This window comes from Hahella sp. CCB-MM4 (assembly GCF_002260525.1).
In the GTDB taxonomy this organism is placed as follows: Bacteria; Pseudomonadota; Gammaproteobacteria; order Pseudomonadales; family Oleiphilaceae; genus Hahella.
In genome coordinates this window covers 610,409-623,326 of record NZ_MRYI01000001.1, presented here as the reverse complement: position 1 = coordinate 623,326, position 12,918 = coordinate 610,409, and the positions used below count along the sequence as shown (strand labels likewise).

General features: G+C 50.1%; 11 protein-coding genes. 6 read left to right on the top strand and 5 right to left on the bottom strand.

Annotation, left to right across the window (positions count from 1 at the left end; translation table 11 throughout):
• Window positions 1-70: 70 nt before the first annotated feature.
• From BTA51_RS02780 to BTA51_RS02760, 5 genes are all read right to left on the bottom strand, one after another.
• A complete protein-coding gene (locus tag BTA51_RS02780; protein ID WP_094705858.1) occupies window positions 71-1,060 on the bottom strand; it encodes a calcium/sodium antiporter in 990 nt (329 codons plus the stop codon).
• A gap of 185 nt (window positions 1,061-1,245) precedes the next feature.
• Entirely contained in the window at window positions 1,246-3,738 is a 2,493-nt protein-coding gene (locus BTA51_RS02775) for an EAL domain-containing protein (protein WP_094705857.1), read from the bottom strand.
• Window positions 3,739-3,741: 3 nt separating this feature from the next.
• Window positions 3,742-4,794, bottom strand: coding sequence for a spermidine/putrescine ABC transporter substrate-binding protein (locus BTA51_RS02770; RefSeq protein WP_246840892.1), 1,053 nt, complete (start codon window positions 4,792-4,794; stop codon window positions 3,742-3,744).
• A 140-nt stretch (window positions 4,795-4,934) separates the two neighbouring features.
• Window positions 4,935-5,555 (bottom strand): chalcone isomerase family protein, encoded by a 621-nt coding sequence (locus BTA51_RS02765; protein WP_094705855.1) that lies wholly within the window; start codon window positions 5,553-5,555, stop codon window positions 4,935-4,937.
• Window positions 5,556-5,576: 21 nt separating this feature from the next.
• Window positions 5,577-5,993: a nuclear transport factor 2 family protein gene (locus tag BTA51_RS02760; protein WP_246840891.1), complete on the bottom strand. Its 417-nt coding sequence runs from the start codon at window positions 5,991-5,993 to the stop codon at window positions 5,577-5,579.
• A gap of 328 nt (window positions 5,994-6,321) precedes the next feature.
• Between BTA51_RS02760 and BTA51_RS02755 the strand changes: the two genes are divergently transcribed.
• The 6 genes from BTA51_RS02755 (at window position 6,322) to BTA51_RS02730 (ending at window position 12,892) form a co-directional block, all read left to right on the top strand.
• A complete protein-coding gene (locus BTA51_RS02755) occupies window positions 6,322-7,422 on the top strand; it encodes an acyl-CoA desaturase (RefSeq protein WP_246840890.1) in 1,101 nt (366 codons plus the stop codon).
• Window positions 7,419-8,747: an NAD(P)/FAD-dependent oxidoreductase gene (locus BTA51_RS02750; RefSeq protein ID WP_094705853.1), complete on the top strand. Its 1,329-nt coding sequence runs from the start codon at window positions 7,419-7,421 to the stop codon at window positions 8,745-8,747. The genes BTA51_RS02755 and BTA51_RS02750 overlap by 4 nt, the downstream gene beginning before the upstream one ends.
• Window positions 8,734-9,660, top strand: coding sequence for a DUF1365 domain-containing protein (locus tag BTA51_RS02745; RefSeq protein ID WP_094705852.1), 927 nt, complete (start codon window positions 8,734-8,736; stop codon window positions 9,658-9,660). The genes BTA51_RS02750 and BTA51_RS02745 overlap by 14 nt, the downstream gene beginning before the upstream one ends.
• On the top strand, window positions 9,660-10,904 hold the full coding sequence (locus BTA51_RS02740; RefSeq protein ID WP_094705851.1) for a cyclopropane-fatty-acyl-phospholipid synthase family protein: 1,245 nt from the start codon (window positions 9,660-9,662) through the stop codon (window positions 10,902-10,904). Before BTA51_RS02745 ends, BTA51_RS02740 begins: the two co-directional genes overlap by 1 nt.
• A gap of 40 nt (window positions 10,905-10,944) precedes the next feature.
• Window positions 10,945-11,721 carry a DUF1295 domain-containing protein gene (locus BTA51_RS02735; protein ID WP_094705850.1) on the top strand — a complete coding sequence of 259 codons (777 nt, stop codon included), beginning with the start codon at window positions 10,945-10,947 and terminating at the stop codon, window positions 11,719-11,721.
• A gap of 109 nt (window positions 11,722-11,830) precedes the next feature.
• Window positions 11,831-12,892, top strand: coding sequence for a cyclopropane-fatty-acyl-phospholipid synthase family protein (locus BTA51_RS02730; RefSeq protein WP_094705849.1), 1,062 nt, complete (start codon window positions 11,831-11,833; stop codon window positions 12,890-12,892).
• Window positions 12,893-12,918: the final 26 nt, after the last annotated feature.

Below are 12,918 nucleotides of genomic sequence, written 5' to 3'. Positions count from 1 at the left end.
GATCCTGTCTTGACTACTCCTGTGAAAGAGCCTCTGATCTTTAATGAGAGTAAAATGAGACGAGAATCGTCTAAACGGTATGATGTATGGCCTGTTGCATCGCCGACTGCACCAACCAGAGTGTATAACCACTATACGCGAGCAGCAGTGCAACACCTTCCTTACGGCTGATACGGCCCTGTTTGCCAAAACCGTGGCTGAATACCAGTAACAGCAGCGTCAACACACCCATGACAGGTAAATCTCGGTATAGCACATCCGTGTCGACGCCCAGTGGGTGAATCACCCCGGCGATACCAATAACAGTGAGGGTATTGAACATATTGGAACCGATCACATTGCCGATGGCGAGATCGTGCTCTCCCTTGCGGGTGGCGGCGATGGAAGAGGCAAGCTCCGGTAATGACGTGCCAATAGCAACAATAGTCAGACCGATGATGAGATCTGAAATTCCCAGGCTGGTTGCGATATCCACGGCTCCCCATACCAACAATCTAGAGCTTGCCACCAGAAGCAGCAGACCGAATATCAACCAGAAGAGTGCCAGTTTGAGGCTCATGTGTTCCTGGCTAAGTTCCTGCTCCATTTCTCCCGCGAGAATATCATCGCCGCCTTTCATGCCGGTGTAGATACTCCATCCCATGACGGCGAGGAAAACTACCAGGAGCACGATGCCGTCATTACGGGTAATTTCACCGTCGACCAGTAGAAGCACGGTAAGGGCGCTGATGGCTATCAGGAGAGGGAGTTCCTTGCGAATAATGTTTGATTGAACCACGATTGGGCTGATGACGGCTGTCACACCCAGGATTAATGCGATATTGGTAATGTTCGAACCCAATGCATTACCGAGGGCCAGACCGGGATTTCCCTGGGAAGAAGCCAGTACAGACACAACGATTTCTGGGGCGGAGGTTCCAAAGCCCACAATCACCATGCCGATAAGCAGGGATGACATACCCAGGTGTTTCGCTGTTGCAGCAGCTCCGTCTACAAAACGATCTGCACTCCAGACCAGAATAACCAAACCAACCACAACGGCGGCAATTGCAATTAACATACGTAATCCAGTTTAACTTTAAACAGTGTTCCCGATGGAAGAGTCTTCCAGGGTGTGCCGACATTCCGTGTGAAATTCATGTTCACCCTGGTCGTCAACTGACCCTGGAAGGTAGAAAAGCGGGATGTAATCTAACAAAAGTTAGGTTTTAGCTCTAGGGTCTGATGGCGAAACGTCAACAGACCCTAGCCTATGCGGTCGGATAGGGAGTTTTGGTGAGTCAGGTAAGTGAAGGTGGCATCAGCATTAAGAGGTCTGCTGAAATAATAGCCTTGCACAACGCCGCATGCGTGTTGTTTCAGGAAAAATAGTTGCTCTTTGGTCTCCACGCCCTCAGCCACAACTTCGATTTTCAATTCCCTGGCCATGGCGATAATTGCTTTGATAATGCCCTGGCCCTGAGGATCATTTTCTATGCGCTGTACGAAGGATTTATCGATCTTGAGTTGATCGATGGGTAAATCCCTGAGGGAAGCAAGGGAGGAGTAACCTGTACCGAAATCGTCCATGGATATGCTCAATCCAAGATCTTTCAGGGCTTCCAGCTGGGCCATCTGAATCCGGTTAGACTGCATGATGGCGGTTTCCGTGATCTCCAGTTCCAGAATATTTCCAGGAAGATCATATTCATTTAAAGTTCGGGAGATAAACTCCGCCATCGTACAATTCTCTGAGAACTGGAATGGAGAAACGTTCACGGCAATTCGTCGAGGCGCTACTCCCTGGTCAAGCCACTCCCGGTATTGGCGACAGACTTCCTGGACGACATATTCTCCAACCTGACTGATCAGGCCGGATTCTTCCGCCAGTGGAATAAATTCGGAAGGGGAGATAAATCCCTCCTCGGGATGATGCCACCTTAGCAGAGCTTCGTAGCCGACGGTCTGTTCGTCTTTAATGCGAATCTGCGGTTGATAGTGAAGTTCCAGCCGATGGGTCTGGATGCCCAGTCTCAGGTCCTGGGTCAGTTTATGCTTGCGGAATGCCTCCTCATCAATGCTCTTGTCATAGAACTCATAGCGATTGCGCCCTTTGCGCTTGGACTGATACATCGCGATGTCTGCACACTTGAGAAGCTCCTGGGCATCTGAACCGTTGTTAGGATAGAGACTGATACCTATGGAAGCTCCGAGCTGAAAGTTGTCCTTACCCAGGTAAAAAGGAGGTTGCATGGTGGTAATCAAGCGTTCAGCAATGGTTCCGGCATGTTTTGACTGCTGTAGGTGATTAATCACAATGGCAAACTCGTCGCCGCCAATGCGTGATACTTTGGTTGAGGTGATATGTTGCGAGTAGCTCGCAAAGTCTGCCACGATGTCTTCTCCACGCAGTACGCTGTTAAGACGATCGGCAATCTCCCGTAATATTTTGTCTCCCGCTTCATGCCCCAATGTGTCATTGACCTGTTTAAAACCATCAATGTCGATATAGAGCAAGGCGACCTTGTAATCGTGACGTTTGGCTGCGGAGATGGTTTTCTGCAGGAACACACCGAACGTGTGGCGGTTTGCCAGTCCTGTAAGGTTGTCGTGGTAAGCGATGTAACTGAGCTTCAGGTTCGAAGCGCGTAGATTTCCATCAAGTTCCCGGAATGCCTGTGCAAGTTCGCCGAATTCGTCTTTGCGGGCCAGCATGTGTCGGTATTGAAGGTGTTCCTTTTCTCCCACTTCCATCCGGGAGCGGCTCATGGAGCGGGTGAAATCTGTCAGAGAGGCGATGGGTTTTATCAGCAGGCTGTGCACCACGATCATCAGCAGGACAATAATGGCGGATGTAATGACCAGCGTCAGCCAGGATATTTGCCGGGCGATATCGATGGCACTCTCTCTGAGCTCCGCCATGGGCCAGATAGCGGCGATGTGCAGATTATCCATGACCTGTGTATTGCCTGCGAGATAGCTGTTCCCGCCCACATTGATAGCCGTGGCTGTGGGGCCGAGTGTCAGGGCTGCCTGTAAAATTGGAGCCAGGGATTCATCCTGACGAATTCCTGTGGCATATCGTTCCCCTTCTCCAGATACCATGTAGAGCTTGCCGGACTGACCGATACGCGCTTTCTCTGTTTGCGCAATCAAATCATCAAGGCGGGCAACCAGAACCACATAGCCCGCACTTTCGAACCGGATGTCTGTGTTCCAGTCTGTAAACGTCTGTGCCGAGACGGCTTTAAGCACCACCAGATAGGGGCTTGGCTGATTGTCCCTTGGGGGGATGATGACCGTCAGGTCCTTGGCTCCGTTTTCCAGATAGTCACTGATCAACCTGGGGACGGGAAGAGTCAGTCTGGTTGTTGGATTATCGGCATCCACACGAACCTGTTCGGTGCCCTCCTGGTCATACATCTGAATCGAGACGTATTCCGGGAATACCCGTTGATAGGAGCGAAACAGCTCAAGAAGCGGCCGATAGTAGAGGTAAAATCGCTGACTGGAGCTTTCCAGGTTGAAGTACTGACGTATCAAATGGCTGTGAGTAATCAGGCCGATATTTCCCTGGGCGATGGATATACGGTTGTGAACCCTCTCGCTGGCCAGCTTCATTTCTTCCTGGATACGTAAGTCTATCTCCCGCAACAGGTCGTCAGCCTGCCGATCATAGAAGTGAATGCCGATGAGAATCATGGGCACAACAACGATGGGCAATAGCAGAAGGGTAACTTTGGTTCTAAGCTGCAACATCGTTTAAGGATTAAGTTCCATGAAGTACTTGATCATATCGCGCATTGTGTCGCTGCTTGGAATCTTGTCCACTTCGAGCCCGGCCGACCTTGGCGGGTTGATGATGGGGTTGTCCATAAACTCCTTGGGCAAAATACTCATTGCCGCCGTGTTAGGGGTGGCGTATTGAATATATTCCGCATTCTGCGCGTTGTTTTCAGGATTGTTCATAAAATCGATAAATCGTTTCGCCAGGGGTTTGTGAGATGAACTGTTCAATATGGCGATAGAGTCTGTCCACAAAATACTGCCCTCCCGAGGGATGACAAAATTCAGCTCAGGATGGTTTTCCATGATCGTCATGGCATCTCCGTTATAGGCCATGGCCATCCAGGCTTCGCCGGCCAGAATCTCTGAATCCTCACCAAACAGAATATTGCGATAAGCTCGCACATATGGGCGCTGCTCCAGCATCAGGTTTCGGGCCTGGGCAATATGTTCGGGGTTTTCACTGTGAATCGAGTATCCAAGAGCCTTTAGCGCCATCCGAAAAGTGGTTGAGGCTGTATTGATCACCAGGATCCGATTACGCAGTGATTCCTCCGGTCGGAAGAAATCCATCCAGGAGGTGGGAGCGGACGGGATCTTGTCTTTCCGGTACAGGATGCCGATGCTTCCCCAGCTGTAAGGGACAGACGTGATTTCCTTCTCCAAAGGAGAGTCTGTCAGCGGCATTCTCACATATTTCAGGTTAGGCAGTTCATCGCGAGGATACCGAAGTAGCCAGCCGTGGTCGGAATATGGGCCGGACATGGTTTCGTCAAATACAATCAGGTCAAACCCGCTGCCCTCTGTATTCGCAAGTATGAAATCTCTCTCATCGTCATCTTCATAATAAAGAAAGCGGATATTTGAGTTGGTCTGCTCTTCAAACTGTGTGACCAACTCAGGGTCGATATAGTCTTCCCAAGTCAATACAAGCAATTCTTCTGACCAGGCTGGCCGGGTGAAAATTGCCAGAAGCAAAAGCGCCAGTCGGCCAAGGCTGATAATTCTATTCGTGCATGAGTTAAGCATAAGGTTTCCGGCAGGCAAGACGGTCGTAGCCAGGGAGTAAATAACTGATACAGTATTTCAGTATCTGGTTTATTTGAGTATAGCCAATCAGTTGAATGTTGCAGGCCGTATAACCGGTTCGCAGGATGGAAGGACACTATTCATTTTTGACCGAGCAGCTGACGTTTGACATTTTCGTCAAATGGAGAGCGACCAAGCCAGATAGAAAAGTAGTTTCGTGCAAGATATATATCGTCGAGGGTGGCAAGTGGCTGACCGTTCAGGTCGAGCTTCAGCCCTGTGTTTCGATTGAAACTGATGACATAAACATCGCCGTCGTTCACGGATCGGTATGCCTTGTGAAACTCTTTCAGGAGTGCTTTTTCGGAAGCTTTCAAATCTATGTTGCGCTGCAATATCCGGTTGGCACTTTCGCGAAAGGCCTTGGCCGGAATTTCCCGATAATACCGAAATTCCATGTAAAGGGTTTCGTCAGGGGGGAATGACCAGGTTTGTTCGCAGTTACGCCGATATAACGCACTTTCGCCCACAGTGAAGATTCCATAGGCCTTCAAGTCAGCCACTCCACAACGCTGAAGTTCAGTTCGGCCTATCTTTTGTACGTTGGCAAATTCTTGTATGTCGGTTCGCTCTTGTAAGTCGGCACACTCTTGCAGGTCGAAAGTCTCAGCCATCTGACTCGATTGTGCTGCAGTGAAAGTCGGGTAGGACAGCAGATGAATCATGACGATGTAGAAGGTCATATGAATCTTTCTGAACATGCCTCCACCTCATACCTTATTTCAGTATTCGTTCTCCGGCCCTAATTGAGAACGAATAGCTCTGATAGGGGATCCAATAACAGGCAAATGGGCGTAAAAGCCTTCTGTGCTATCCCAGTAATCCTGATGCAAGGTGATCTGGCCATGTTGGTCAAAGCGTAAGTGAGTCAAACCGATAGACGTAATATCGAGACTTTTCCACAGAACCTTAAACCTTGTACGCATCTGCCAGCGGAGCCACACATCATCTCCATGTGAGGTGGCATCCAGGAATGTCACGGACGTGTCAGAATTCTCTGCCAGGTTCAAAAGATATTTTTGTAGCTGGTTCCTGTCGGTTATGACATGGAAGGTGTCGTTGAAGTAGAGCTTTGGCGCATACACTTTGTCGAGCCGCAAGGCGATGTGATCGCTCTGCATGGAACCGAATAGCTGCATGAAGCCAGCAAGGCGAGGTTCAGAGTCGAGTGACTGAAAGGTTCCGGCGGGCGCCAGTGCAAGGTATTGATCGTAAGCTGGCTCACTGGGAGAACTGATGCACCCGCTGAGTAGGGTCAAGCTTATAAAAAATGTGGAGGTAAGTAACTTTATTGGCTGCTGATATCTATGCATCTTCGTCTGAGCCTTGTAAGACCGTTGATCGACAGCATAGGGATGGTGGAGTGAAAGCTGTGTGAAGAAAATAAATCAATTTCTTCACGTATTTTTCACGTTCGGCTTTTTAGCATTCAGTGAAATGTTCTTTGGTATCAAGTGACGGAAACTAATGAAGCAAAGAGTTCAGCGGTCAAACGAAGCCCTGGTAGTGCAGGAAAACAGATCTGACGGCAATGAAGTCTCAGTAAAGGTTGGTATGTCCAGCAAAGTCGACCGTCGGCAGCACTCTATAGACTGGTTGCGAGTATGGCCGTTTATCTCGCTCCACATTGCCTGTCTTGCAGTGTTTTGGATTGGCTGGAGTGCTGTTGCTATTGGTACGGCGATAGCTCTTTATGTGGTTCGGATGTTTGCTATCACCGCTTTCTACCACCGCTATTTTTCCCACAAATCCTTCAAAACCAGTCGCAGCCTGCAGTTTATATTTGCTGTACTCGGGGCTTCGGCAACCCAGCGAGGGCCATTGTGGTGGGCCGCACATCACCGCTATCACCATCGGACTTCCGATACCTTGGAGGATCCACATACTCCACGCCATGGATTTTGGAGGAGTCATTGTGGTTGGTTTCTAGGGCGTCAATATTTTAGAACCCAAGAAAATCTCATTAAGGATTTCGCCCAATTTCCGGAGCTTAGATGGCTGGATAGATTCGATCTTGTCGTTCCTGTTGTGCTCGGTACCTCACTCTGGTTGGCTGGTGAATATCTGGGCCATGCCTATCCCGATTTGGAAACCAGCGGTCTGCAAATGTTCGTGTGGGGATACTGTATTTCCACGGTGGTATTAATCCATGCCACCCTCTCCATTAATTCTTTCGCCCATCGTTATGGCTCCCGCCGGTACAAGACTTCCGATGATTCCCGCAACAATTTTTGGCTGGCGCTGATCACACTGGGTGAGGGCTGGCATAACAATCATCATCACTATTCAGGGTCTGTACGACAGGGTTTTTTCTGGTGGGAAATCGATATCAGTTTCTATCTGCTGAAAGTGATGCAGTGGTGTGGATTGATCTGGGACTTGCGTCCTGTGCCGGAGCGTAAAAAGTGGTCCCACCAACAGAGGGAATCTGCGGGGATAGCGTCTGGGGAGCTGGTTTCTGGAGAGCTAATGTCTGAAGAGCCGGTATCTGGAAAGCTGGTATCTGGAAAGCTGGCATCTGGAAAACTGGTATCCGGAAGATTAGTGCCAGGGGAGGTGCTGTCATGAAAGTCGCGATTATCGGAGGTGGCATCTCTGGCCTCACCGCTGCTTATTATCTCTCTAGAGATGCTGGGCTTGATAGAGCAGCGGGGTTTAACGGAGGGACAGGAAAACCTTCCTCTGCGCATGACGTGACACTATTTGAAGCAAACGGGTATATCGGAGGGCACACCGATACGCATACGCTTCAGATTGATGAACAGACTGTGTCGGTGGACTCTGGCTTTATCGTGTTTAACGAGCAGAACTATCCTCATTTCACTGAGATGCTCCGGTCCCTGGATGTGTCATGGCAGGACAGCAATATGAGCTTCAGTGCTGTCAATGAAAGGACCGGAATGGAATATGGTGCAGAAGGATTGGAACGCCTGTTTGCCCAACGCCGTAATCTGGTGAATCCCAGCTTTTATCGAATGCTATGGGATTTACTACGGTTTTATCGGGAAGCCCCGGTGATGCTTGAAGAGGGGGACAGGGATGTGACTCTCGGGAGGTACCTGCGGCAGCAGAAATACAGCCGGGTATTTATCGAGAACCACATATTTCCTATGGCCTGTGCACTTTGGTCGGCCTCTGCTGAAATGATCGAGGACTTTCCACTGCATTATTTTGTGTCGTTCATGCACAACCATCGAATGTTGCAATTGAGCGGCCGCCCTCAGTGGAAGACAGTCAAAGGCGGATCGGCCCGATACGTATCTGCCCTTCTTCAACATTTCCCTGGTCAAGTACGGACCTATTGCCCGGTTCAGTCTGTGAATCGGACCGCCGCCGGGGTGACGCTCAGAACAGAGCGATATGGCGTGGAGCATTTTGATGCCGTGGTATTTGCCTGCCATAGCGATCAGGCGTTAGCAATTTTGGATGATCCCTCCATTGCAGAGAAGTCGATTCTGGGGGCAATTCCTTATCAGGAAAATCAGGTGGTCCTACATTCTGATATTCGGCAGATGCCCTCCAACAGAGGAGCCTGGGCCAGTTGGAACGCACGAATTCCCGCCTCATCCAAGCATCGGTGCAATGTCAGTTACTGGATGAATCTGCTGCAGCAGCTACCCGTCGATAAGCCTTTAATCGTCACATTAAACGGGGAGTTGGACGGCGAAGGGAAAATTGATCCTTCAAAGATCTGGGCGGAACGAACCTATCATCACCCGGTATACACCCACGCCTCGCTACGTGCCCAAGAACGAAGGGCAGAGATCAATGGGGCTAATCACACCTTTTATTGTGGTGCGTACTGGGGATGGGGCTTCCATGAGGATGGAGTACGCAGTGCCCTTGATGTTGTGACCATGATCGGGCAGGGGCAGGCTAATGTGGCGGCTTAGTCAGATGTTCCGAAATAGCGCCTCATTCAAACATAGCGCACTGTGTCAGGGTATTGTGCGGCATCGTCGGCATAGTCCGCGCGAACATGTTTTTCAGTATCGCCTGAGCATGGTATGGCTGGATCTCGACGAAGTGAAGAAGATCGATAGCCTGCCATTCTGGTCAGGTGGCAGAAGAAACCTGACATGGTTCAGGCGGTCCGACTATCTGGATCCTCAGGTTCCGGATCTGAAGCAAGCGGTATATCAACGTTTGGAGAAGGTAAATGTGAGACCGCAGCCGGGACGGGTCGTTATGCTGGGTCATCTCCGTCAATGGGGATTCTGCTTTAACCCTGTGGTTTTCTATTTTTGCTTTGATGACGACGAGCGTTTATATGCCATTGTTGCGGAGATAAACAACACTCCGTGGAATGAGCGACACGCCTATGTTCTTCCCGTTCTTTCTGTTGTTCAGCCTGACTCGGCAGAAGATCCACGAATTGTCAGTCTGGAGCCGGGTGCGGACGACTGGCAATACTGCCGCTTTGATTTTGATAAATCCTTTCATGTCTCACCCTTTATGCCCATGGACATGCGTTATCACTGGCGCTTCCGGCTGCACAGGGAAAAAGTCTACGTGCATATGAAGTTGAGTCGACAGCAGGAAGTGATATTCGATGCCAGTCTTGGCCTTGATAAGCAGCGACTGGATGCTTCGCAAGCGCTGAGGGCCAGCTTTGGTTACCCGTTGATGTGTCTCCGGGTATTGGGGGGGATTTACTGGCAGGCATTCAGGTTATGGCGTAAAAAAGTTCCTTTTCATACCCATCCCGCCAAACAGGGGACAAGCTCCCCTAACGATGTTTCCCCAGGCTGCTCATCAACAAATGGCGGGCGTCACCAGAATAGAACAATGAACGGAGGTGTGTAATGTTGCTTGAGACATCAATCAAAGGTACTGAGACGATTGAGACCTGGGGCAGGAAACTATTTCTGCGCCTTTGCACCACATTGGCTGGTGGTGAATTGGTCATCAGGGAAGGTTCGGAGACTTTCTACCTCGGTCAGCCATCCCGGGATGGCTTAAAGGCAGAAATCCTGATTCATCATCCAGGAGCGTATCGCCGGTTGCTAACGGGCGGCAGTATTGGCGCGGCGGAAGCTTTTATGGATGGTGATTGGGAGGCCGATAATCTGACAAGGTTGGTGCAGTTGTTACTTCGGAACCGGTCGCAGTTGGATGCCATGGAAGGAGGCCTCGCAAAACTGGCGGGGGCCTTGGCGAAAATCTGGCATGAGTTTAATCGCAATACAAAGTCCGGGTCGCGAAAGAATATTGCGGCCCACTACGATCTTGGAAATGAGTTTTTCCAACTGTTTCTGGACAGCAATCTCATGTATTCCTCTGCGATGTATGTGACGGGAAAGGAGACATTAGAGGAAGCTTCCATGTCCAAGTTGGATCGTATCTGTCGCAAGCTCGATCTCAAGCCTGAGGATCATCTATTGGAGATTGGTACCGGCTGGGGGGGAATGGCTATCTATGCTGCCCGACATTACGGGTGTCGGGTGACCACAACCACCATATCTGCGGAACAATATAAAGCGGCCCAGGAGCGCGTACAGGCAGGGGGGGTAGGGGACAGGGTCACTGTGCTAAAAGAAGATTATCGGGATCTTACTGGCGGCTACGACAAGGTAGTCTCCATCGAAATGGTGGAAGCGGTGGGACACCACTATCTCAATGGTTATTTCAACAAGATCAATCAATTGCTCAAGCCGGAAGGCATGGCTCTGATTCAGGCGATTACGATTGAAGACCGCCGCTATCAGCAGGCACTGCGGACCGTGGATTTTATCAAACGATATATATTTCCCGGCAGTTTTATTCCCTGTGTCAGCGTACTGACTTCCAGTGCGGCGGCTTGTGGTCTGCGACTTTTTAATCTGGAGGATATCGGCCCCAGTTATGCCAGGACCCTGCAGGAATGGCACAGTCGATTTAATGCTCGTCTGAATGAGGTGCGTGCTCAGGGCTTTGATGAGCGCTTTATCCGGATGTGGCGGTTTTATCTGAGTTACTGCGAAGGGGGCTTTCGGGAGCGAGCGATCAGCAATGTTCAGATGACGCTGGTGAAACCGGATAACCGTCGCGAACAATGGTTGAACGACTGATCTGGCCGGTTTTTCTGGCGAGACTCGGAGCATAGCGAATATGGATACGTCCTCCCTGATTCTAAGTCTTTTTCTGATTCTGCCTCTGTTCGTGGCTGGGTGGTGGATACAGGAACGGCAGCAGGATGCCGGATGGGTGGATGTCCTCTGGGCTTTTTGTGTTGCGGCAGTGGCTGTTTTCTATGTGACCGTCGGTAAGGGTGATTTGAGCCTGAGATTACTCACTGGAGCCATATATCTGCTTTGGTTTGGACGTCTTGGCCTACATTTGACGATCAGACTGTTGGAGAGCGAAGAAGAGGATGGGCGCTATGCACGGATGCGACAGTGGGCCGGAAAGAAATCGTCAGTTGTCTTTCTTGGCTTTTACCTGATGCAAGCAAGTTGGGTTTGGATATTTACTCTGCCGGCATGGCTGTTAGCCGCCGGCCGATGGCCCCCGCTCTGGTGTGTCTCAGCCGCCTTGCTTGTGGTGGTGGTTTCCTGGTGGGGAGAATCTGTTGCGGATGCGCAGCTTCTTGACTTCAAGCGCAACCCATCCAATCAGCAGCAGGTGTGTCGGCAGGGATTGTGGCGTTACAGCCGTCACCCCAATTACTTTTTCGAATGGTGCCACTGGTTTTGTTATCCGCTACTTGGTATTGCGTCCTATGGCGGTGGCTGGCTATGGGCGGCACCTTTGGTGATGTTTATTTTTCTCTATTTTGTCACGGGAATTCCGTTTTCTGAGCAGCAGGCATTGAGCCGCCGGGGAGAAGCCTATCGCCATTATCAGCAAACCACCTCCATGTTTATTCCCTGGAAACCGAAGACTTGATTGAGGGTGGAATCGACATCAACAGGCTATCCGTCTTTTATAGCCGGTATAGCCGGTATAGCCGGTATAGCCGTATAAGTTAACTTCGTCATAAGTGAGGAGAACCGAGATGAATATGATTCAATGGGCAGAAAGGGGCTGGGTGCCGGATTCGCTGATTCGGTTCGGGATCAGGAGGCTATGCCAGGAACGTTTACGTGATGAATCCAAAGCTGTCAGAAATAGCGGCGGTGTCTCCTTTCAGAAACGCTTGGACAATCTGCGTGCCAGCCCCATTGCCATAGAAACTCAGGCCGCCAATCAACAGCACTATGAGGTTCCTGCCGCTTTCTATCAGTTGGTGCTCGGCGACTATCTGAAGTACAGCAGCTGTTACTGGAGTGAAGACGTTACCTGCCTGACTGATGCCGAGCGGGCGATGCTCAGGTTATATTGCGAGCGTGCTGAACTTGAAGATGGACAATCCATATTGGAGCTAGGTTGCGGCTGGGGTTCCCTGAGCCTCTGGATGGCTGAGCAATATCCCGGAGCCAGTATTACGGCTGTCTCCAATTCACATAGTCAACGTCAGTTTATTGAAGAGCAGGCCAGGCAGCGTCAGATTGATAATCTCCGGGTGATTACCTGTGATGTTAATCAACTGACTCTTGACCAGCGTTTTGACCGAGTTGTATCGGTTGAAATGTTTGAGCATGTACGTAACTACCGTGAGCTCTTCGAGCATATTTCGGGTTGGCTGAAGGATGACGGCAAACTGTTTGTTCATATCTTCTGCCATCGCCAATTACTCTATCCTTTTGAGACGGAAGGAGAAAAAAATTGGATGGGGCGGTATTTCTTTACCGGAGGACAAATGCCTTCAGCAGATACTTTTCGTCATTTTCAAGAGCATGTGCATCTGGAAAAACAATGGTATCTGCCTGGTACCCACTACCAGAAAACAGCAGAAGCCTGGCTGGAAAATATGGATAACAACCGGTTAGAGGTTTTAAAGGTTTTTACTGATACTTATGGCAGCGAACAGGCGGAAATGTGGGTGCAGCGTTGGCGGATGTTCTTTATGGCATGTGCGGAGCTGTTTGGCTACAAAGAGGGCAGGGAATGGATGGTATGCCATTATCTGTTCAATCGGCAGAATGCCTCTGTCCAACCGACAAATGAGTCAGCCTAACTGACAGAACTTAGCGGCGAATAACG

What these genes read in the sequence shown, in the direction of transcription:
- BTA51_RS02780 (WP_094705858.1), bottom strand. Translation starts at nt 1,060, where the DNA reads ATGTTAATTGCAATTGCCGCCGTTGTGGTTGGTTTGGTTATTCTGGTC.
- BTA51_RS02775 (WP_094705857.1), bottom strand. Translation starts at nt 3,738, where the DNA reads ATGTTGCAGCTTAGAACCAAAGTTACCCTTCTGCTATTGCCCATCGTT.
- BTA51_RS02770 (WP_246840892.1), bottom strand. Translation starts at nt 4,794, where the DNA reads ATGCTTAACTCATGCACGAATAGAATTATCAGCCTTGGCCGACTGGCG.
- BTA51_RS02765 (WP_094705855.1), bottom strand. Translation starts at nt 5,555, where the DNA reads ATGTTCAGAAAGATTCATATGACCTTCTACATCGTCATGATTCATCTG.
- BTA51_RS02760 (WP_246840891.1), bottom strand. Translation starts at nt 5,993, where the DNA reads ATGCAGCTATTCGGTTCCATGCAGAGCGATCACATCGCCTTGCGGCTC.
- BTA51_RS02755 (WP_246840890.1), top strand. Translation starts at nt 6,322, where the DNA reads ATGAAGCAAAGAGTTCAGCGGTCAAACGAAGCCCTGGTAGTGCAGGAA.
- BTA51_RS02750 (WP_094705853.1), top strand. Translation starts at nt 7,419, where the DNA reads ATGAAAGTCGCGATTATCGGAGGTGGCATCTCTGGCCTCACCGCTGCT.
- BTA51_RS02745 (WP_094705852.1), top strand. Translation starts at nt 8,734, where the DNA reads ATGTGGCGGCTTAGTCAGATGTTCCGAAATAGCGCCTCATTCAAACAT.
- BTA51_RS02740 (WP_094705851.1), top strand. Translation starts at nt 9,660, where the DNA reads ATGTTGCTTGAGACATCAATCAAAGGTACTGAGACGATTGAGACCTGG.
- BTA51_RS02735 (WP_094705850.1), top strand. Translation starts at nt 10,945, where the DNA reads ATGGATACGTCCTCCCTGATTCTAAGTCTTTTTCTGATTCTGCCTCTG.
- BTA51_RS02730 (WP_094705849.1), top strand. Translation starts at nt 11,831, where the DNA reads ATGAATATGATTCAATGGGCAGAAAGGGGCTGGGTGCCGGATTCGCTG.